Annotated in this window: 20 protein-coding genes; 13 read left to right on the plus strand and 7 right to left on the minus strand. The window is 69.5% G+C overall.

Going from position 1 to position 19,145, the window contains the following annotated elements; translation table 11 throughout:
- Window positions 1–61 precede the first annotated feature (61 nt).
- The 5 genes from AC07NN_RS01685 to AC07NN_RS01705 all read left to right on the plus strand — a co-directional run bounded on the left by AC07NN_RS01685 (window position 62) and on the right by AC07NN_RS01705 (window position 6,688).
- Complete coding sequence (locus AC07NN_RS01685) at window positions 62–2,308, plus strand: TonB-dependent receptor (RefSeq protein WP_494637412.1); 2,247 nt, start codon at window positions 62–64, stop codon at window positions 2,306–2,308.
- A gap of 4 nt (window positions 2,309–2,312) precedes the next feature.
- A complete protein-coding gene (locus tag AC07NN_RS01690) occupies window positions 2,313–3,368 on the plus strand; it encodes an N-acetyltransferase DgcN family protein (RefSeq protein ID WP_494637413.1) in 1,056 nt (351 codons plus the stop codon).
- Window positions 3,365–4,486 carry a YkvI family membrane protein gene (locus AC07NN_RS01695; RefSeq protein WP_494637414.1) on the plus strand — a complete coding sequence of 374 codons (1,122 nt, stop codon included), beginning with the start codon at window positions 3,365–3,367 and terminating at the stop codon, window positions 4,484–4,486. Before AC07NN_RS01690 ends, AC07NN_RS01695 begins: the two co-directional genes overlap by 4 nt.
- Entirely contained in the window at window positions 4,483–6,051 is a 1,569-nt protein-coding gene (locus tag AC07NN_RS01700) for a serine hydrolase (protein ID WP_494637415.1), read from the plus strand. The genes AC07NN_RS01695 and AC07NN_RS01700 overlap by 4 nt, the downstream gene beginning before the upstream one ends.
- 115 nt (window positions 6,052–6,166) lie before the next feature.
- A complete protein-coding gene (locus AC07NN_RS01705; RefSeq protein ID WP_494637416.1) occupies window positions 6,167–6,688 on the plus strand; it encodes a hypothetical protein in 522 nt (173 codons plus the stop codon).
- Window position 6,689: 1 nt separating this feature from the next.
- Here the strand turns inward: AC07NN_RS01705 and AC07NN_RS01710 are convergent, their stop codons facing one another.
- Window positions 6,690–7,172 (minus strand): SRPBCC family protein, encoded by a 483-nt coding sequence (locus AC07NN_RS01710; protein WP_494637417.1) that lies wholly within the window; start codon window positions 7,170–7,172, stop codon window positions 6,690–6,692.
- Window positions 7,169–7,495, minus strand: coding sequence for an ArsR/SmtB family transcription factor (locus AC07NN_RS01715; protein ID WP_494637418.1), 327 nt, complete (start codon window positions 7,493–7,495; stop codon window positions 7,169–7,171). The genes AC07NN_RS01710 and AC07NN_RS01715 overlap by 4 nt, the downstream gene beginning before the upstream one ends.
- A 141-nt stretch (window positions 7,496–7,636) precedes the next feature.
- Here AC07NN_RS01715 and AC07NN_RS01720 point away from each other — a divergent pair, with 141 nt between their 5' ends.
- The 6 genes from AC07NN_RS01720 to AC07NN_RS01745 are packed head-to-tail and all read left to right on the plus strand — an operon-like array spanning window position 7,637 to window position 13,670.
- Window positions 7,637–8,263, plus strand: a complete 627-nt coding sequence (locus AC07NN_RS01720) for a DUF4129 domain-containing protein (protein WP_494637419.1) — start codon at window positions 7,637–7,639, stop codon at window positions 8,261–8,263.
- Window positions 8,260–9,480 (plus strand): hypothetical protein, encoded by a 1,221-nt coding sequence (locus AC07NN_RS01725; protein WP_494637420.1) that lies wholly within the window; start codon window positions 8,260–8,262, stop codon window positions 9,478–9,480. Before AC07NN_RS01720 ends, AC07NN_RS01725 begins: the two co-directional genes overlap by 4 nt.
- The gene (locus tag AC07NN_RS01730; RefSeq protein ID WP_494637421.1) at window positions 9,467–10,423 is read left to right on the plus strand and encodes an AAA family ATPase; all 957 of its coding nucleotides are present in this window, start codon (window positions 9,467–9,469) and stop codon (window positions 10,421–10,423) included. Before AC07NN_RS01725 ends, AC07NN_RS01730 begins: the two co-directional genes overlap by 14 nt.
- Window positions 10,424–10,433: 10 nt before the next feature.
- Entirely contained in the window at window positions 10,434–11,744 is a 1,311-nt protein-coding gene (locus AC07NN_RS01735) for a DUF58 domain-containing protein (protein WP_494637422.1), read from the plus strand.
- A complete protein-coding gene (locus AC07NN_RS01740; RefSeq protein WP_494637423.1) occupies window positions 11,741–12,763 on the plus strand; it encodes a stage II sporulation protein M in 1,023 nt (340 codons plus the stop codon). Before AC07NN_RS01735 ends, AC07NN_RS01740 begins: the two co-directional genes overlap by 4 nt.
- Window positions 12,756–13,670 (plus strand): RDD family protein, encoded by a 915-nt coding sequence (locus tag AC07NN_RS01745; RefSeq protein WP_494637424.1) that lies wholly within the window; start codon window positions 12,756–12,758, stop codon window positions 13,668–13,670. The genes AC07NN_RS01740 and AC07NN_RS01745 overlap by 8 nt, the downstream gene beginning before the upstream one ends.
- Before the next feature lie 9 nt (window positions 13,671–13,679).
- Here the strand turns inward: AC07NN_RS01745 and AC07NN_RS01750 are convergent, their stop codons facing one another.
- The 4 genes from AC07NN_RS01750 to AC07NN_RS01765 form a co-directional block, all read right to left on the minus strand.
- Window positions 13,680–14,471, minus strand: coding sequence for a DUF7847 domain-containing protein (locus AC07NN_RS01750; protein WP_494637425.1), 792 nt, complete (start codon window positions 14,469–14,471; stop codon window positions 13,680–13,682).
- 60 nt (window positions 14,472–14,531) lie between these two features.
- Entirely contained in the window at window positions 14,532–14,927 is a 396-nt protein-coding gene (locus AC07NN_RS01755; RefSeq protein ID WP_494637426.1) for a DUF6491 family protein, read from the minus strand.
- A 72-nt stretch (window positions 14,928–14,999) separates the two neighbouring features.
- A complete protein-coding gene (locus AC07NN_RS01760) occupies window positions 15,000–15,620 on the minus strand; it encodes a glutathione S-transferase family protein (protein ID WP_494637427.1) in 621 nt (206 codons plus the stop codon).
- Window positions 15,617–16,609 carry a pyridoxal-phosphate dependent enzyme gene (locus tag AC07NN_RS01765; protein WP_494637428.1) on the minus strand — a complete coding sequence of 331 codons (993 nt, stop codon included), beginning with the start codon at window positions 16,607–16,609 and terminating at the stop codon, window positions 15,617–15,619. The genes AC07NN_RS01760 and AC07NN_RS01765 overlap by 4 nt, the downstream gene beginning before the upstream one ends.
- Window positions 16,610–16,710: 101 nt before the next feature.
- Between AC07NN_RS01765 and AC07NN_RS01770 the strand changes: the two genes are divergently transcribed.
- Together AC07NN_RS01770 and AC07NN_RS01775 are read left to right on the plus strand one after the other, a co-directional pair.
- Entirely contained in the window at window positions 16,711–17,196 is a 486-nt protein-coding gene (locus AC07NN_RS01770; RefSeq protein WP_494637429.1) for an Lrp/AsnC family transcriptional regulator, read from the plus strand.
- A 176-nt stretch (window positions 17,197–17,372) separates the two neighbouring features.
- Entirely contained in the window at window positions 17,373–18,530 is a 1,158-nt protein-coding gene (locus AC07NN_RS01775) for a PAS domain-containing protein (RefSeq protein ID WP_494637430.1), read from the plus strand.
- Here the strand turns inward: AC07NN_RS01775 and AC07NN_RS01780 are convergent.
- Complete coding sequence (locus AC07NN_RS01780) at window positions 18,527–19,117, minus strand: helix-turn-helix domain-containing protein (protein ID WP_494637431.1); 591 nt, start codon at window positions 19,115–19,117, stop codon at window positions 18,527–18,529. The two genes, AC07NN_RS01775 and AC07NN_RS01780, sit on opposite strands and share 4 nt — an antisense overlap.
- Between the last annotated feature and the right edge of the window lie 28 nt (window positions 19,118–19,145).

Genomic DNA, 19,145 nt, shown 5'->3' on the forward strand with positions numbered 1-19,145 from the left:
CGCCGACGGAAGGGGCAGGTCTCTCCGGGGCCGTCGCGCGCATTCAACGAGGGGGAATAGGATGAAGCTCAATCGTGCGACCTTGCTGATCACCAGCGCCGCCGGCGCGCTGCTGATGGCTCAGGCCCCGGCCTTCGCGGCCGATGCGGACCCAAGTTCAAAGTCCGTCTCCACCGTCGAGGAGATCGTCGTCACCGCCCAGAAACGGGAACAGACGGTCATCGACATCCCGCAGGCGATCTCGGTCGTGTCGGGTGACGCGCTGGAGACCGTGCAGGCGACCACCTTCGCCGACTACCTCAAGCTGGTGCCCGGCCTGCAGCTGGTTCAGAGCACGCCCGGCCAGGGCCGCCTGGTCATGCGCGGCGTCAACACCGGCGGCGTCGCCTCGACCGTGGCCGTCTATATGGACGAGACCCCGTTCGGCTCGAGCAGCGCGCTGGTCAACGGCGCCGTCCTGGCCGGCGACTTCGACACCTTCGACGTGGCCCGCATCGAGGTGCTGCGCGGCCCGCAAGGCACGCTCTACGGCGCCAGCTCGATGGGCGGTCTGCTGAAGTTCGTGACCAACACCCCCGACACCGGCGGCTACAGCGCCCGCGGCCGCGTCGCGGTCGAGCAGGCCAAGGGCGGCGACATGTCGTATCGCACCACGGCCGTGGTCAACATCCCGCTGAGCCAGACGGTCGCCGTGCGCGCCTCGGGCTTCTACCGCAAGGACGGCGGCTTCATCGACTCGATCGGCACCGGCGGCTCCGACGTCGAGGAGAACATCAACGACGCCAAGGTCTATGGCGGCCGCGCCTCGCTGATGTTCAAGCCGAACGACAAGTTCGACCTGCGCCTGACGACGGTGCTGCAGGACATCAAGGCCGACGCCCCGACCGTGGTCGAGAGCGACCCCAACACCCTGAAGACCCGGTACGGCCGGCCGACCCTGTCGCAGTTCGTGCCGGCGTTCTCGGACGTCGACTACCGCGTCTACAACGCCGTGATGAACTACGACGTCGGCATCGGCACGCTGACGGCGTCCACCAGCTACAGCGAGCTGAACCAGACCAAGCGCGACGACGCCTCGTTCAACCTCAGTGGTCTGATCAAGTCGGTGTTCGGCGCGGCCAACGACCTGTATCTCGGCCAGAACACCAACAATCGCAAATACACCCAGGAAGTCCGCCTGGTCTCCAACGAGGGCGCGGCGTTCGAGTGGCTGATCGGCGGCTACCATACCGACGAGAAGGGCCTGATCTTCCAGCAGTACATCGCCGTGGCGCCGGGCACGCTGAACCAGCTGACGACCCTGCCCCTGCTGGCCGAGGTCAGCCTGAGCTCGCGCTACAAGGAGTATGCCGGCTTCGCCAACGCCACGGTCCATCTGGGCGAGCGCTTCGATGTCGACCTGGGCGGCCGCTACAGCCACAACGACCAGGTCGCCAGCCAGGCGGCCAAGGGCGCGCTGGCCGGAGGCACGCCGGTCAACAGCAACCTGAAGTCCTCGGACAACGTCTTCACCTACTCGCTGGCCCCGAAGTTCAAGATCGACGAGAACCGCTCGGTCTATGGTCGCGTCGCCAAGGGCTATCGCCCCGGCGGCCCGAACGTGATCCCGCCCAGCGCCCCGGCCAACACCCCGTCCAGCTTCGCGCCGGACACGGTCACCAGCTACGAGGTCGGCTTCAAGGGCGAGAGCGCCGACCATCGCCTGACCCTGGACGTGGCCGCCTTCCACATCGACTGGAAGGGCATCCAGCTGCTGACGGTCGTCAACAACTTCGGCATCAACGCCAACGGCGCCGACGCCAAGAGCGAAGGCGTCGAGTTCAACGCCACGGCGCGCCTGGCCAACGGCCTGACGCTGTCGGCGAACGGCGCCTATACCGAGGTGACGCTGGCCGGCGACACCAGCGCCCTGGTCGGCGGCAAGAAGGGCGACAAGCTGCCCTTCACGCCCAAGCTCAGCATGGGCTTCAACGGCGACTACTCGTGGACCATCGGCGACAAGCAGGCCTATGTCGGCGCCTCGCTGCGGATGGTGGGCAAGCAGGGCGGCACCTTCGACGCCACCTATCGGACCGCGAACGGCAAGCAGCGCCAACTGTCGTCCTACGAAGTGCTCGACCTGCGGGCCGGGATCACCATCGGCAAGGTCGACCTGGAGGCCTATGTGAAGAACGCCACCGACGGCGACGGCAAGATCTCGACCAGCGCGCTCACCGCCAACGGCCTGCCGGTCTATCCGGGCGGGTCGATGGGCACCGGCGTGCTCCGTCCGCGCACGATCGGCGTCAGCCTCACGGCCGGCTTCTGATCGGATGAGCGCTATCGCCAGAGTCACGCGAGACGAGGCGCGGGAAGAGGAGGGCGGCCTGCCGTCGCCCTACCTCCTGTTCCTCGGCGACACCGTCGAGCCCGGCTACGCCAAGACGGCGTTCGGCCTGCGCGACTGGGTCGGCGACCGCTGCGTCGGCGAGTTCGTCCTGCCTGGCGCGCGGGTCAGCACCGGCTTGCCGGCGCTGGCCCCTGCCCAGGCGGCGGCGGAGGGCGCGCGGGGCATGGTGATCGGCGTGGCCAATGCGGGCGGGGTCATCCCGTCCAGCTGGATCGCCGGCCTGATCGAGGCCCTGGAAGCAGGCCTCGACATCATCTCGGGCATGCACGCCAGGCTGTCGGACATTCCCGAGCTGAAGGCCGCCGCCGAGCGGACCGGGCGTCGACTGATCGACGTGCGCACGCCGCCGCCGGGTATTCCCGTCGGCTCGGGCGCGCGGCGCTCCGGCCGCCGGATCCTGACCGTCGGCACGGACTGCGCTCTGGGCAAGAAGTACGCCGCCCTGGCCATCGCCCGAGGGCTGAAGGGCAGGGGGCTGGACGTCGATTTCCGCGCCACCGGCCAGACCGGGATCATGATCGCCGGCGCCGGCATGCCGATCGACGCGGTGGTCTCCGACTTCATCGCCGGCGCGGCCGAGATGCTGAGCCCGGCCGCCGACGCCAGCCATATCGACGTGATCGAGGGGCAGGGCTCGCTGATGCATCCGGCCTATGGCGCGGTGTCGCTGGGCCTGCTGCAGGGTAGCCAGCCCGACGCCTTCGTCGTCTGCCACGAGCCGGGCCGCACCGAGATCCTCGGCCATGCCGGCTACAGCCTGCCGACCATCGAGGCGGTGATCGAGGCGACCATCGCCCTGGGCCGGGTGACCAATCCGAACATCCGCTGCGCCGGGATCAGCCTCAACACCGGCAAGCTGTCGCCCGAGGCGGCGGCGGCCGAGATCGAGGCCGTGGCCACGCGCCTGGGCTTGCCGACCGCCGACCCGCTGCGCGGCGGACCCGAGTTCGAGCGCCTGCTGGATTCCTGCCTCGCATGAGCGGTCAGGCTTCCGGTTGGTTCAGCCGCTGGCTGCTGCCGGGCCTGGCGTTCAAGGCCGCCGTCATCGGCGGCGGCTACGCCACCGGTCGCGAGATCGCCGAGTTCTTCATGCCCGCCGGCCCCTGGGGCGGCCTCGTCGGCCTGACGCTGGCGACGCTGATCTGGAGCGGCATGTGCGTCCTGACCTTCCTGTTCGCGCGGGCGAACGGGGCGCGGGACTATCGCAGCTTCTTCCAGGCCCTGTTGGGGCGCGGCTGGATCGCCTTCGAACTGGCCTACGCCTTCTTCGTGGTCATCGTGCTGGCCGTGTTCGGCGCGGCGGCGGGCGAGATCGGCCACGCCGTGTTCGGCGCGCCCAAGTGGGCCGGGATGCTGGCCCTGCTGGCCGGCGTCACGGCCTTCACCGCCTTCGGCAACAAGGTGGTCGAGCAACTGTTCGCCTGGGTCTCGATCCTGCTCTACGGCGTCTATGGCCTGTTCCTGGTGCTGGCCCTGACGACCTTCGGCCACGACGTGGCGGCGGCCTTCTCGGTTCCGTTCCAGTTCGGCGGCGACGCCCTGGCCGGCGGAGCCACCTATGCCGGCTACAATATCATCGGCGCGGTGATCATCCTGCCGGTGACCCGCCACCTGCTCAGCGACCGCGACGCCGTGACGGCCGGCCTGATCGCCGGGCCGCTGGCCATGATCCCGGCCTTCGTCTTCTTCGTCTGCATGTGCGCCTACGCGCCCGAGGTCAGCGCAGCGGCCCTGCCGTCCGACGTGCTGCTGGCCAAGCTGAACCTGCCGATCTTCCGCCTGCTGTTCCAGGTGATGGTGTTCGCGGCCCTGCTGGAGAGCGGCACGGGCGCGGTCCACGCCATCAACGAACGCGTCGCCGGCGCTGTCCAGGCGCGGCTGGGCCGTCCGTTCGGCGTCCGCGCCCGGGCGCTCTGTGCTCTGGCCCTGCTCGTCTTCTGCATGGTGCTGGCCGAGCGGGTCGGGCTGGTCGGCTTGATCGCCGGCGGCTATCGCCTGCTCGCCTACGCCCTGATCGCGCTCTACGTCGCTCCGTTGGCGACCATCGGGCTCATCCGTCTCGCCAAGCGTCCCGCCTTTCAGCCGGAGGTCCCATGATCAGCCTCGTCCTCGCCGCCGCGCTCCAGGCGGCCCCCATGGCCGCCGGTCCCGTCGTCCAGCCGCCCAAGGACTTCGACGCCCATGTCGAGGCGCTGCGCCAGAAGGTCGGCGCGCCGGGCCTGTCGATCGCCATCGTCGACGAGGGCCAGACCGTGCTGGCCAAGGGTTACGGCGTGCGCAAGCTGGGCAGTCCCGAGAAGGTCGACGGCGACACCCTGTTCATGACCGGCTCGACCGGCAAGGCGATGACCGTGGCGGCCCTGGCCACCCTGGTCGACGCCGGCAAGCTCTCCTGGGACGACAAGGTCGCCGACCGCCTGCCGGGCTTCCAGATGTACGACCCGTGGGTGACACGCGAGCTGACCGTGCGCGACCTTCTGGTCCATCGCAGCGGCCTGGGCCTGGGGCAGGGCGACCTGCTGTTCGTGCCGCGCAGCAACATCCCCCGCGCCGAGGCCGTGCGCCGCCTGCGCTATCTCAAGCCCGCCACCAGCTTCCGCAGCGGCTACGCCTACGACAACGTCCTCTACATGGTCGCCGGCCAGATGATCGAGGCGGTCACCGGCCAGACCTGGGAGGACTATGTCCGCGAGCACGTCTTCGCGCCCGCCGGCATGGCGACCTCGACCACCGATGGCCGCCGCTTCCAGATCGCCAACCGCGCCCAGCCGCACGCCCGCATGAACGGCGGCCTGCGCGGGGCGGGCGACCAGGAGGTCCTCGACGAGCGCGACGAGCTGTCGACCAGCGCAGCGCCGGCCGGCGGCATGGCGGTCAGCGCCAACGACATGACCAAGTGGCTGAAGCTGCAGCTGGCCAAGGGCGCTCTGCCCGACGGTAAGCGCCTGTTCAGCGAGGCCCAGAGCAAGGCCATGTGGCAGCCCACGGTGATCCAGCCGCTGGAGCGGGCTCCAGCCGGCATGGAGGTCACCAAGCCGACCTTCCAGGCCTACGCCCTGGGCTGGCAGATCCAGGACTATCGCGGGACCCAGATCGTCTGGCACGGCGGCGCGGTGCTGGGCTTCAAGACCGCCGTGGTGCTGATCCCCGAGCGCAATGTCGGTTTCTCGATCGAGCTGAACAGCGAGGACGGCGAACTCGTCCGTGGACTGATGTACGAGCTGCTGGACCACTATCTGGGTCTCAAGCCCGAGCCGTGGGGCGACAAGTACATCGCCTACAAGAAGCAGCTGGTCGCCGGAGCGCTGAAGAGCCTGGGCGCCGTCCAGGCCAAGCCGGCCGGTGTCGGGCCCTCGCTACCGACGACCAAGTACGCGGGGACCTACAGCGATCCCTGGTATGGCGACATCGCGGTGACCAACGGCGAGGGCGGCCTGCGGATCGACTTCAAGTCGACCCCGCGCATGGCCGGCAAGCTGGAGCACTGGCAGTACGACACCTTCGTCACCCGCTTCGACGACAAGACCCTTGAGCCGGCCTATGTCACCTTCAACCTCAACGCCGACGGCGGGGTGGAGCGCGTGACGATGAAGGCGGTCTCGCCGATCGTCGACTTCAGCTGGGACTATCACGACCTGCTGTTCACCCCGAAGAAGCCCTGAGTCCGAGCATTTCTCTTAACGGGCGCAAATTCTCTAATCAGAGAATTTCATTGCTATTCAGGCGCTTCCGCGTTTAACTCGCCGGGTCGCGGTGGGGCGACCAGGCGAGGCGCCCGTGAACCAGATCAGACCCGGACCGCCGCAGCCCTCGCGTCAGGCGACGGCGCCGCGCGACGGCCTGGCCGCCGACCTCGAGATCATCGCCAAGCTGGAGGGCAAGCCCCTGCCGACAGTGCAGGAACTGGCCCAGCTGTTCGACGTCTCGCAGACGACGGCGTTCCGGATCATCAGCCGCTTCAAGCAGAGCGGCATGCTCAAGCTGATCGATCGCGTGAAGCTGCCAGACACCGTCTGCCACTGTATCGCCGACCTGCGCACGCGGCTCTGCGACGGTCAGGACCTGAGCAATCTGGAAGCACGCCTGCGTGACGATCCCCATGTCTCGGCCGCCGCCGCCGTGACCGGCCGGCACAGCTACCGGGTCACGGCGCTGCACGCCGGCGCGCACGAGGCCAATGTCTGGTTCAAGGCCCTGCTGACCGAGCCGGCGGTGATCGACGGCGTGCTGATCTTCTGCCGCCCGATCATCGATCGCCACCACTACGCCCAGGCCCTGGTAGGCGGACAGGCGGAGTAGGCTACGCCGCCGCCAAGGCCTCGAACTGGCCCAGGATCATGCCCCAGCCGGCGTCCATGCCTGCCATGATCTCGGCCGCATTGGCGCCGAAGGCCTCCAGGCCGCGATGCTCGAACTCCACGACCGTGCCGCCCTCGGGGCGCGGGACGAAGCGGATCTCGACCTCGGTGTCCAGGTTCGGGTCGTACTGGAACTCGGCGTTCAGCCGCCAGACCAGCACCAGGCGGGCCGGCGGCTCCCAGGCGCGGACCTCGCCCCACTGATACTCCGCGCCGCTCTCGCCGATCTCGTACCAGCGACCGCCGACCTGGGGCTCGATCTTCACCTCGACCTGCGGGGTCTGGTGCAGGGCCAGGACGATAGAGTGCTCCTTGGGCCACCACTTGCCCATCGCCTCGGTGAAGACCGCGAAGGCGCGCTCGGGCGTGGCCCGCAGCTCCAGTCGTTTGCGGATCGGCGCGGGGCGGATGAGGGTGGCGGTCATTCTTCGTCCTCCAGTTCGTCGGCCAAATGGTCTGCGAGCGCGGCGAAGGCGCTGAGAGCCCGGTCCCAATGTTGATCCAGCCAGGCGCGCAGCGGCCCCAGGCCCGCCGGATCGATGCGGTAGACCCGGCGGGTCCCGATCGCCTCGTCGGTCAGCAGGCCCGCGTCCTTCAGCACCTTCAGGTGCTGGGAGACGGCCGAGCGGCTGACAGGCAGCCGCGCCGCCAGCGAGCCGACGTCGGATGGTCCCTCCGACAGGCGGTCGAACACCGCCCTCCGGGTAGGGTCGACCAGAGCCGTCAAGGCGCCTTGAACGTTAGTCATGACTAACGGTTAGTGTTTGCTAACGGATGAGTCAAGCGTCGAACCCCATTGCCACGTCGTAAGGTTGAGCCGATGATGCCCGCGTCGTGGGTTGGGGCGCAGCGCTTCGGTCGCGCATTGGAGCGACTTTGGGTTCGGGGCGTGAGGGTTTCTGAGACGGCGTCCGATGCGAAGGTCCAGTTGGCGCAGCAGCGCCTGCGTGACGATTCCACCTTCCAGTTCGACCACCAGACCCTGGTTCCGCCCAAGCCGCCGGAATGGCTGATCGCGCTCGGCAAGTTCCTCGGCCATCTCGCGCCCTACATGAAATACGTGTTCTGGATCGGGCTGGCGGTGCTGGTCCTGCTGATCCTCTACGCCATCGCCCGAGAGATCCTGCGCCTACGCAAGCCGGCCGCTCGCCCCGAAGGGCCGCGCCTGAGCGCCGATCCGCCCTGGCGGCCCGACGCCGGCCACGCCCGCGACCTGCTGGCCGCCGCCGACCAACTGGCGGCTCAGGGCCAGTTCCTGGAGGCCGCGCACCTGATCCTGCTGCGCAGCGTCGAGGACATCCAGAAACACCGCCCCAGGGCGCTGCGCATCTCGCTGACCGCGCGCGAGATCGCCGTCCTGCCCGCCCTGCCGGACGCTGCTCGCCCCGCCTTCGCCAGCATCGCCCGGGTGGTCGAGCGCGGCCTGTTCGGCGGCCGCCCCGTGGACGGCGACGACTTCGCCGCCTGTCGCTCGGCCTACGAGGCTTTCGCCCTGCCCGAGGGGTGGCGCGGATGAGCCGGTGGAAGGCGCAAGGCGGCTTTTCGCCGATGACCATGATCGTCCTGGTCCTGGTCGGGATCATCAGCGTGGCGGGCTTGGGCGTACTGTCGGCCTATGCGCCGGAACTGAAGAAGGGCGACGATGGCGGCGGCCACGCCCTGTCGCGCTCGTCGGTCGGCTATGCGGCCCTGGCGCGCCTGCTCACCCTGTCGGGCGAGCCGGTGCTGACCAGCCGTGGAAACCTGCCCTCCGCCGCGGGGGGGCTCCTGGTGCTGACGCCGCCCGCCGGCTCGACCGTCGACCTCAAGGCCTTCGACGCCTTCGAGGAGCTGGGGCCGATCCTGATCGTCCTGCCCAAGTGGCGCGCAGGACCCGATCCGCGTCACAAGGGGTGGGCGACGACGCTGGAGGTCGAGCCGGACAAGGTCAGCCTCGCCGTCCTGCCACAGTCGTTGCGCAAGGGGCTCACCTTGCAGACCCTTAAAGGCGATCGCGAGGTGCGGCTGTCGCGGCCGAGCGGCCAGGCGATGGGCGGTCCTGTGCGCGAGCGCGCTTCGCGCACCCTGTCGGGCGAGGGCTGGACGCCGGTGCTGAAGGATCAAAACGGCGCGGCGGTGCTGGCCATGCACGCCAAGACCCAGACCTACGTGCTGGCCGACGCCGACCTGCTCAACACCACCGGGCTCAAGACCGTGAACGGCGCCCGCAACGCGGTGGGCATGCTGAACCTGATCCGGGCCAAGGGCACGCCGGTGATCTTCGACGTCACCCTGCACGGCTTCAAGCGCACCCGCAGCCTGCTGCGCCTGGCCCTGGAGCCGCCGCTGCTGGGCGCGACCCTGGTGATGGTCGCCCTGGCCGTGCTGGCGGGCCTGCAGGCGGTGGCGCGCTTCGGGCCTTCGCTGCAGGCGCGCCGCGCCGTGGCCCTGGGCAAGACGGCCCTGGCCGACAACACCGCCGGCCTGATCCGCCTGGCCGGCCGCGAGGCGCGCATGGCCCCGCGCTATGCCGAGCTGATCCGCGCCTCGGCCGCGCGGGCCATCGGCGCGCCGCGCGGGCTGGAGGGCCAAGCCCTCGACGACTTCCTGGATCGCGTCAGCCGGACGGTCGGCGCGACCCATACCTATTCGGCGCTCGCAGAGCGCGCGCGGGCCGCGACCGTGTCGGACCTGACGCGCGTGGCCCGCGACCTTCATGCTTGGAAACAGGAGCTGATCCGTGGACGTCACTAATGTGGGGGCGCTGGCCGCCAGGATCCGCGCCGAGATCGGCAAGGCCGTCGTGGGCCAGGACGAGGCGGTGAACCTGCTGCTGATCGCCCTGTTTGCCGGCGGCCACGTGCTGCTGGAAGGTCCGCCCGGCACCGCCAAGACGCTCTTGGCCCAGAGCTTCGCGCGCAGCGTGGCGCTGGACTACGGCCGCATCCAGTTCACGCCGGACCTGATGCCGGGCGACGTGATCGGGGCCAACCTGTTCAACTTCCAGACCTCGACCTTCAGCCTGACGCGCGGGCCGGTGTTCTGCGAGCTGCTGCTGGCCGACGAGATCAACCGCACGCCGCCCAAGACCCAGGCCGCCTTGCTGGAAGCCATGCAGGAGCGCCACGTCACCATCGACGGCGTCTCCCACGCGCTCAGCCCGCGCTTCACCGTGGTGGCCACCCAGAACCCGATCGAGCAACAGGGCACCTATCCGCTGCCCGAGGCTCAGCTGGACCGTTTCCTGTTCAAGCACGTGCTGGACTATCCGAGCGTGGAGCAGGAGCGGGCGATCATTGTCGGCCACGGCCAGCGGACCGGTCAGATGGATCCCGCCTCGTTCGGCGTGACGCCGGTGCTGGAGCGGGCCGCCATCGACGCCGCCGTCGAGACCGTCGCCCAGGTGCGGCTGACCGACGAGGTGGTCGGCTACATCGTCGATCTGGTGCGGGCCACACGCGACTCCACCGACATCGAGACCGGCGCCTCGCCGCGCGCCGGGGCCATGCTGGCGGTCGCCGCCCGCGCCCGCGCCGCCCTGGACGGCCGCGACTATGTGGTGCCCGACGACGTGAAGGCCCTGGCGATCCCGGCCCTGCGCCATCGCCTCGTGCTGTCGGCCGCCGCCGAGATCGAAGGCCGCAAGGTCGACCTGGTGCTCAAGGGCCTGGTCGAGCGGGTGGCGGCGCCCCGATGAGCTATCTCACGTGATCTACCCCACGCGCCGCGCCGTGATCGCCGCCGCCATCGGACTTCCGGTGGCGTTGCTGGTTGGCGTCATGACGCCGGCGGGCTGGCTGTCGGGTCCGGCTTGGATCGGCCTGATGCTGCTGGCCATGACGGCTGACGCCCTGTCCGGCGGCTCGCGGACCAAGCTGGCGCTGGACGCGCCGGAGCGGCCGTTCCTGTCGGTGGCGCGCCCGGCCGAGGCGGCGTTCACGGCGCGGTTCGACGGCCGCGCCCCGGCCCTGGCCGAGGCAGCGCTGGAGGCCGATGCGCGCCTGGGCGTGGCCCACACCGTGGTCGGGGCCGAGATCGAGGCGCGGGTGGGGACCTTCGCCTTCTCTTTGACGCCGGAGCGGCGCGGCGAGGGCAAGTTGCACAGGCTGTGGGTCCGCTGGACCGGCCCGCTGGGTCTCGTCTGGAAGCAGAAGCTGTTCGACCTCGACATCGACGCGCCCGTCGGGACCGACCTGCGGGGCGTCCGCGAAGACGCCGTGAAGATGCTGGACCGCGACGCCATGATCGGCGCCAAGAGCCAGATCGACAGGGGCGAGGGCTCGGAGTTCGAGGCCCTGAAGGAGTTCAGCGCCGGCATGGACCGCCGGGCCATCGACTGGAAGCAGTCGGCCCGCCACCAGCACCTGCTGGCCAAGGAGTTCCGCACCGAGCGCAACCACCACGTCGTCATGGCCATGGATTGCGGCCGGGCCATGTGCGAGCCCGTCGGCGGCGCGCCCCGCATCGACCGGGCGATCAATGCCGGCCTGCTCCTGGCCTATGCCTGCCTGAGGTCCGGCGACCGGGCGGGTTTCTTCGCCTTCGACAGCGCCCCGCGCCTGCTGACCGGCGTGGTGGCCGGCGCCGACGCCTTCCGCCAGCTGCAGCACGCGGCCGGCAAGATCGACTACTCGGCCGCGGAGACCAACTACACCCTGGCCCTGACCACCCTGGCGACCAAGCTGGGGCGCCGGTCGTTGGTGGTGGTGTTCACCGACTTCACCGACGCCACCGCCGCCGAGCTGATGATCGAGGCCTCGGCGCGGCTGCTGGAGCGGCACCTCGTTCTGTTCGTCGTCATGCAGGACGAGGAGCTGGAAGGCATGGTCGCGACCGATCCGGACGAGGCCGCAGATGTCTCCCGCGCGGTGGTCGCCGCCAGCCTGCTGCGCGAGCGCGACACGGTCATCGCCCGCCTGCGCCGCTTGGGCGCCCACGTCATCGAGGCCCCGGCCGCCGCCATCGGGCCCGCCCTGATCAACGCCTATGTCGACCTCAAGCGGAGGGACCTCTTGTGATCGATGTGAAGGTTGACCCGCGCCTGAAGAGCCAGCGCTTCCGCCAGGAGCGCGAGGCCGACTGGCGGCGGCTGGAGCGCCTGATCGGCAAGGTCGAGAAGGGCTCGATCGCCGACCTCTCGGACGAGGACCTGCTGGCCGCGCCGGTGCTGTATCGCTCGGCGCTGTCGGCGCTGTCGGTGGCGCGGGCCACCTCGCTGGATCGGGCTCTGGTCGACTATCTGGAGACGCTCTGCGCCCGCTCGTACTTCTTCGTCTACGGCTCGCGCGAGACGTTGCGCGGTCAGCTGACGACCTTCTTCAGCGAGACCTGGCCGCGGGCGGTAAAGGGGTTGTGGCGCGAGACCCTGGTCAGCGTCGCCTTCATGGCGGTCGGGGCGCTGATCGCCTCGTGGCTGATGCTGCAGGAGGCCGACTGGTTCTACGCCTTCATGCCCAAGGCCATGACGGGGGGGCGCGACCCGACAGCCTCGACCGAGTTGCTGCGCGACACACTGTTCGGCGGGGACAAGCAGGGGCTGACGGTCTTCGCGACCTTCCTGTTCACCCACAACGCCCAGGTCGCCCTGATGGCCTTCGCCCTGGGGTTCGCCCTGTGCCTGCCGACGGCGGGGCTGATGTTCTACAACGGCGCGACCCTGGGGGTGTTCGTCACCCTGTTCGTCAGCCGGGGGCTGGGCGTCGAGGCCGGCGGCTGGCTGCTGATCCACGGCGTGACCGAGTTGTTCGCCGTGGCCCTGGCGGGAGCGGCGGGGCTGCGCGTCGGCTGGGCGGTGGCCTTCCCCGGCGAGCGACGACGCCTGGACGCCATCGCCGAGGCCGGACGTCACGCCGCGACCGTGATGGGCGGCGTGGTGGTGATGCTGTTCCTGGCCGGTCTGCTGGAAGGCTTCGGCCGCCAGCTGATCACCCTGACGCCGGCGCGCTACGCGGTGGCGGCGGTGACGGCCGTGATGTGGGGTCTCTACTTCTACGGCCCGCGTCCGCGCGGCGTCGAAGGAGCCCGCCGCGATGGCTAAGGCTTCCGCCCAGGATACGACCAAAACCAAGGTCAAGGTCTCCGGCGAGGCCAAGATGACCCGCGCCTTCATCACCCCGGAGGGCGTCGATCTGCGCCTGGAGCTGGGCGATGCTGGGCAGCGCGCCGGGGCCTTCATGCTGGACGCGGCGATCATCATCGGGACGCTGATCGTCGTCTCGCTGGTGGTCGTGTTCATGGGCATGGGCGCCGTCCGGGCCATCGGCGCGAACGGGGCCGAGATCATGGCGGTGATCTGGCTGCTGGGCTTCTTCGTGCTGCGCAACTTCTACTTCATCGGCTTCGAGCTCTCGGCCGCCGCCGCGACGCCGGGCAAGCGGATCATGGGCCTGCGGGTGGCCATGCGCGACGGCGGGCGGCTGCGGCCCGGCGCCATCTTCGCCCGCAACGCCATGCGCGAGCTGGAGGTCTTCCTGCCGATCGCCATCCTGTTCGCCCCGACCGGCGATGGCGGCGTCGAGAGCTGGATGTACCTGCTGGGCTTCACCTGGGCGGCGATCTTCGTGCTGTTCCCGCTGTTCAACGCCGACCGCCTGCGGGTGGGCGACCTGGTCGGCGGCACCTGGGTGGTGCGCACGCCCAAGCGGAGCCTGATCCGCGACATGGCCGACGACGGGGCCGAGCGGCTGTCGCGCTACGCCTTCACCCTGGAGCAGATGGACGCCTACGGGGCCAAGGAGCTGCACGTGTTGGAGGACGTCCTGCGCCAGCGCGACCGCAGGACCGTGCGCGTGGTGGCCGAGCGGATCGCCGGCAAGATCGGCTGGACCCGCGCGCCGAACGACGACGACTACGACTTCCTCAGCGCCTACTATGCGGCGCTGCGCAGGCGACTGGAGTCGCGGCTGCTTATGGGGGTCCGACGTCGCGACAAGCACGACGTCTAGGGCGCGGCCTCAGTCGAAGACCGACGCCAGGTGGTCCGGCGAGACGCCTTCCTTGGTGGCCCGCAGTTCGTAGTAGATCGAGGCCACGCCGGCGGCGATCAGCATGCTCTGCGCGCCATTGACCAGCGAGGAAATGAAGGTCGAGACGACCAGCACCGGAGTGAAGTCCGTAACCTTGGTCGCGCCCAGGCCTCCCACCGCGCTGAAACCCGCGGCGGCGCCGACGCCGCCGATGACCATGCCCAGGATGATGCTGAGGATGAAGTAGACGACGAACAGGCCGAAGATCGCCCAGCGATGGCCTCGCGTCAGGTCGCGGCTGCGCTGCAGGGCTTCGAAGATGCCCCGTTCCTCGATGACCATGGAGGGCGCGCTGACGCACCAGACGACACCCAGGATGATCCCGGGCACGAACAGCAGCATATAGCCGATGAGCGTGCCGATGCCCTGGACGATCGCCAAGCCCAGCAGCGGGAGGAAGAACCTCAGCCCCACGCTGGCGATCTTGCCCAGCGAGGCTTGCCGGCCGCCAAGGCGCTGGAGCACGGCATAGGTCATGGCGCCCTGCATGAAGAGCGTGCCGATGCTGGACGCGATGACGCCCACGAACGTGGCGAGCGGGAAAAGCTGGCCGGCCTGTCGCGCCCCGAGGGCGGCCAGGCTGCCGAAGAAGACCGGCCCGGTGACCAGGATCAGGCCGCCCAGGGCGAACAGCGCGAAGTTGTCGCCGATGATCTTGAACGTGCGCTGGACCACGCGGCCGAAATCGAAGGAACCGCTCACCGCTTCGTAAGTCGTCATCAGCTGCTCACCCCAAGATTGAGGCGAGCCTAGAGGGCGAACCGACGGCCGGCAACCGGACTAGGACTTCTTCTTGCTGTCCTTGGTCGCGGCCAGCTCTTCCGGGGTCAGCCTGCGGACGTCGGTGATCGGATAGCGGCGCATGCCGATGTCGCCGGGCACGAAGATCTCCGCGCCCAAGGTCCGTCCCGAGCACAGCCAGGACTGGCCGCGCGTATCGATGCCGATCCGCAGGGTCCAGTCGATGTTGGGCGAGGCCGCGAACAGGGTCAGGCGCCAGACGTTCTTGGGCGTGATCGTCACGTCCACGGTCCTGTCGTCGACCGGGGTCCAGCCGTTGATCGACGAGACGAGGAAACAGGACGAGCGGTCGGGCTTGCCCTTGGCTTCGGCCAGGGCCGGGCCGGCGGCGAGGATGGCCAGCAAAGCGGCCGAAGCGATCATGGTGCGCATCATCTTCGTACTCCTGGTGGCGCCCGCCATGGTCATCCTCGCGCCAAAGCGTGACGGGCTCAAGGCGGGTTTGTTTCAAGCATCGACGGTTTCGCCCTCCAAGGTGGTGGCCAGCATCGACGGACGCCCCTCGAACGCCTCCAGCCAGGCGGCCAGGATCGGGCAGGCGGAACGGACGTCGTAGACCTCGCGGAACGCGATCCAGGAGAGCGCCGTGGCGATGGCGATTTCCGCCAGGCCCGGCGTCTTGCGCGGCCGGAATTCGCGCTCCAGGAAGGCGCAGCCCGACGCGACCTTGGCCAGGTGACCCTCGGCCAGCGGTGGATAGCGCAGCGCCGGCGGACGCCGCACGGTCTCCCAGCGAACCAGGATCCCGGCGTCCGACAGACCGTCGGCCACCGCCTGCAAGCGCAGGGCGGCGATCCGCTCGGCCGGATCGGTTGGGATCAGTGGCGGGCCATCGCGCACGCTGTCGAGATACTCGCAGATCACCCGGGAATCGAAGATCGCCTCGCCGGTATCGGTGATCAGCACCGGAACCTTGCCCAGCGGGTTCAGGGCATGGACGGCTTCGTTGCGCAGGGTGGGGCTGGTCTCGTGATGGATGACCTCGATGCGGTCGGCCAGGCCCGCCTCATGGGCGAAGACCAGGGCCTTGCGGGCGTAGGGCGAATGGGTCTGGTAGAGCAGCTTCACGCCACAAATCCTTCAGCTAGAGGGCTTTCGGTCAGGAAGATCAGCGGCCGGGAATCGGCCGGGAGATCGGCGGCCATCAGCGCGGCGAAGCCCGCCGCGCCCGAAGGCGTGGTGGCCAGGCCCGCGAAGGCCAGGTGGTCGGCGGCGGTGCGGGCGGCCGCGTCGCTGACGGCGGCGTAGGCGACGTCGCAGCGCGCCAGGATGGCGTGAGCCAGGATCGACGGCGCCTTGCAGTCGAGGCGGCCCATGATCGAGTCCGGCCCCTCGACGCGGACGGGGCGACCCGCCTCGGCGCTGGCGGCCAGGCATCGCGCGGCGTCCGGCTCAACGACGATCAGGATGGGCTGCGCGCGCCAGGTCTCGCGGACCATGTGGGCGATGGCGCCGGCCAGCCCGCCGACGCCGGCTTGCAGGAAGATATGCGTCGGCCAGCGGCCCGAGACCTCGAACACCGCCCGCAGTTCCTCGGCGATGATCGTGTAGCCCTCCATGACCAAGGCCGGCGGTCGGAGGTGGTCGGGCGTGCCGCCGTCGGACAGCAGGATCGCGCCGGTCGCGGCGGCGTCGGCCTTGGCGTCCAGCAAGATGTCGTCATAGCGGCCGTCGCGAACCACCACCTCGGCGCCGACGGCCTCCAGGCGATGGACGAGCGGCGCGGGCGTCGAACGGGGCAGGAAGACCCGCGCTTTCACTCCGAACAGCTTCGCGCCCTCGGCGACGGCGTAGCCGTGGTTGCCGGCGCTGGCGCAGACGAAGGTTGGCGCGGCGTTGGGCGTCTCGCGGCGGAGCTCTTCCAGCAGCACGGCGACGGCGTGAATGCCGCCTACGGCCTTGAAGGAAGACAGGCCCATGCGGGCGCGCTCGTCCTTGAGCAGCACGGTCGGACCGTTGGGCAGGTCGAGGTCGCGCAGCGGCGTGGCGGCGAAGCTCGGCAGGCCCCGCAGGGTGCGTAGCGGCCGGGCGGGATCGGGAGCGAAGGTGAGCGTCATGGGCTCAGCCTAGCCAAATCGAGCGCGCCATTTGTCTCGCCGAGTGCGCCTCGAATGACTAAGTTTCCCGAAATTACGCCACCAGATGAGTGAAATCGATCATGTCGTCCGCCGGCCTCGACAATGCCGACCGTATCCTGCTGGAAGCCCTGCAGACCGACGCCACCCAGGGCGTCGACGCCCTGGCCCACGCCTGCGGCCTCTCGGTCGCCTCGGTGCAGCGGCGGCTGAAGCGGCTGCGCAGCAACGGCGTGATCGAGCGCGAGGCTGCCGTGCTCAGCCCGGCGGCGGTCGGTGTGCCGATGACCTTCATCATCATGGTCGAGCTGGAGCGCGAACGCCGCGAACAGCTGGCCGCCTTCCGCGCGGCGATCCGTGACGAGCCGCAGGTCCAGCAGGCCTATTACGTCACCGGCGAGAGCGACTTCGCCCTGGTCTGCGTGGCCAGGGACATGGCCGATTTCGAGGCCCTGACCCATCGCCTGTTCTTCGAGAACGGCAATGTCCGGCGCTTCCGCACCTCGGTGGTGATGGAGCGGACCAAGGTCGGGCTGACGGTTCCGGTGGGGGCCGAGCCGCTGGACTAGGCTTGCGACCCGACGGCGAGTCAGGACGCCGACACACGTGCGTCAAAACGCCACAACGCCCTGCGCGCGTCAGGTTTGATACTGCCCCGGCACAGGCCGTGCTGGGGGGCATGATCGCGGGTTCGATAAGAACTTGCGGCAGGCTTTGTAGCGGGCGAACTTGGCGGACCTTTCACGTGCCCCTTTCGCTCCTAAAGAAGATGAACTTCAGGGCTCGCATCGCAATCCTCTGCGCGTTCTTCCTGGCGCCTCTTTTCCTGCTTCTACTGTTCCAGGCTGAACGCACGCGGTCGGACTTCGCCTTCCTGGGTCGTGAGATCCAGGACGTGGCGGCGTTGCGCGCGATCTGGCCGGACGTGCGCGCCGAAGCCGGCAACGGCGAGCGCGCCGTGATCGAGCGGATCGCCTCGGTGAGCTCCACCGTGATCCTCGATCCCTATTCCGAGACCTATCATCTGGCCGACGCGGTCACCTCTGACCTGGTGATCCTGGCGCTCGGCTACCGCGAGGATTCCGTCGAGCGCGCGCGGATCGCTCACCGAGCCTCGCTGAACCTTTCGCAAGCCGCCGCCGGTCTGCCGGGCGGCAAGCTGAAGGACGTCCTGAAGGCGCGCGCCGGCAAGCTGGACCAGCTGAGCACCGCGCCGGCGAACGTGATGGCGCAGGCCGCGCCCGGCCTGTGGGAAGACACCGCCCGCGACCTCTCCGGCCTGCTGGCCCAGCGCCGGGACGCCATGCTGCAGAAGGTCATGCTGGGCCTCCTGCTCGTGGGTGGCAGCGTGATCCTGGGCGTCTGGCTGGCGGTCAGCATGGCGCGCGGCCTGGGGCGGCGGATCACCCAGCTGGTCGCCCAGATCGATCGCCTGACCGAGAACGACACCAGCGGCGCGACACCCTACCTGGACGACCGCCACGACATGGGCCGCATCGCCCGGGGCGTGGACGCGCTGCGCCTGTCGCTGATCGACGCGCGCTCGGCCTGGAGCCAGGTGCTGGTCAACGAGATGCGAGCCTCGCTGTTGTCCGACCACACCCGCGCCCTGGTGCTGCGCACCGATCGCGAGGGGGTCGTGGTCTTCACCTCGCCGGCCTGCGCCGAGCTGGATTTCGATCCCGACGAGATGGAGGGCGCGTCGGTCTGGGACCTGTTCGAGCCCGGCGACCGCGACGCGCTCAGCCACGCCACGCCCAAGGCGGCAGGTGACGTGATCAGCCGTCGCCGTCGCCGCCTGGCCCGCCGCTTCGGCGCGACCGAACTGTGGGATGTCGAGGTCAGCCTGCCGGAGGAAGAAGCCGACGGCTTCGTGTTCCTCCTGAAGCCGGCCGCCAGCTAGCTTTCGAGCGTCGGATCGCCGGGCGGGGCGACCAGCAGCACCTTGGCCTTCTTGCCCTGGGCCAGCAGGGCGTGCGGCGCGCGAGCGTCGAAATAGACGCCGTCGCCGGGGTTCAGTGTCAGCGGCGAGTAGCTCTCGGCGTGCAACACCGCCGAACCTTCCAGGGCCAGCAGATAGACCTCGCCCGACAAGCGCACGAACGGCCCGTGCTCGGTCAATGAGCGGGCGGTGATGTTGAGAATCGCCGGAGCGAACGGTTTGGCCAGCAGCTCGGCCGCCGTCACGGTTCCCAGGTGCGGACCGACGCGCACGGCCTGGCCTTCGCCGGCGCGGGTGACGACGCGGCGGCCGCTGGGGGCGGGGGCGGCTTCGGCTTCGTGGCGCACGACCTGCTCGAGATCGACCTCCAGCGAGCGGCACAGGCGCATCAGCTTGTCATAGGTCAGCGAGACTTGGCCCAGCTCCAGCTTCGACAGGCTGGACAGCGGCACGCCAGAGCGCTCGCTCAATTCGGCGAGGGTCAGGCCCTTGGCGAGCCTCAGCTTCCGGACCGCGAGGCCGGCGCCGCTGGACAGCCGTTGCCGCATCGGTCAGCGGGCCGTCTGGAGTTTAAGG

Source organism: Caulobacter sp. GW821-FHT09H08 (genome assembly GCF_059415885.1).

Excerpts from the sequence above, each read along its gene's own strand:
- AC07NN_RS01685 (WP_494637412.1), top strand. The coding sequence starts at position 62 with ATGAAGCTCAATCGTGCGACCTTGCTGATCACCAGCGCCGCCGGCGCG.
- AC07NN_RS01690 (WP_494637413.1), top strand. The coding sequence starts at position 2,313 with ATGAGCGCTATCGCCAGAGTCACGCGAGACGAGGCGCGGGAAGAGGAG.
- AC07NN_RS01695 (WP_494637414.1), top strand. The coding sequence starts at position 3,365 with ATGAGCGGTCAGGCTTCCGGTTGGTTCAGCCGCTGGCTGCTGCCGGGC.
- AC07NN_RS01700 (WP_494637415.1), top strand. The coding sequence starts at position 4,483 with ATGATCAGCCTCGTCCTCGCCGCCGCGCTCCAGGCGGCCCCCATGGCC.
- AC07NN_RS01710 (WP_494637417.1), bottom strand. The coding sequence starts at position 7,172 with ATGACCGCCACCCTCATCCGCCCCGCGCCGATCCGCAAACGACTGGAG.
- AC07NN_RS01715 (WP_494637418.1), bottom strand. The coding sequence starts at position 7,495 with ATGACTAACGTTCAAGGCGCCTTGACGGCTCTGGTCGACCCTACCCGG.
- AC07NN_RS01725 (WP_494637420.1), top strand. The coding sequence starts at position 8,260 with ATGAGCCGGTGGAAGGCGCAAGGCGGCTTTTCGCCGATGACCATGATC.
- AC07NN_RS01745 (WP_494637424.1), top strand. The coding sequence starts at position 12,756 with ATGGCTAAGGCTTCCGCCCAGGATACGACCAAAACCAAGGTCAAGGTC.
- AC07NN_RS01750 (WP_494637425.1), bottom strand. The coding sequence starts at position 14,471 with ATGACGACTTACGAAGCGGTGAGCGGTTCCTTCGATTTCGGCCGCGTG.
- AC07NN_RS01755 (WP_494637426.1), bottom strand. The coding sequence starts at position 14,927 with ATGATGCGCACCATGATCGCTTCGGCCGCTTTGCTGGCCATCCTCGCC.
- AC07NN_RS01765 (WP_494637428.1), bottom strand. The coding sequence starts at position 16,609 with ATGACGCTCACCTTCGCTCCCGATCCCGCCCGGCCGCTACGCACCCTG.
- AC07NN_RS01770 (WP_494637429.1), top strand. The coding sequence starts at position 16,711 with ATGTCGTCCGCCGGCCTCGACAATGCCGACCGTATCCTGCTGGAAGCC.
- AC07NN_RS01780 (WP_494637431.1), bottom strand. The coding sequence starts at position 19,117 with ATGCGGCAACGGCTGTCCAGCGGCGCCGGCCTCGCGGTCCGGAAGCTG.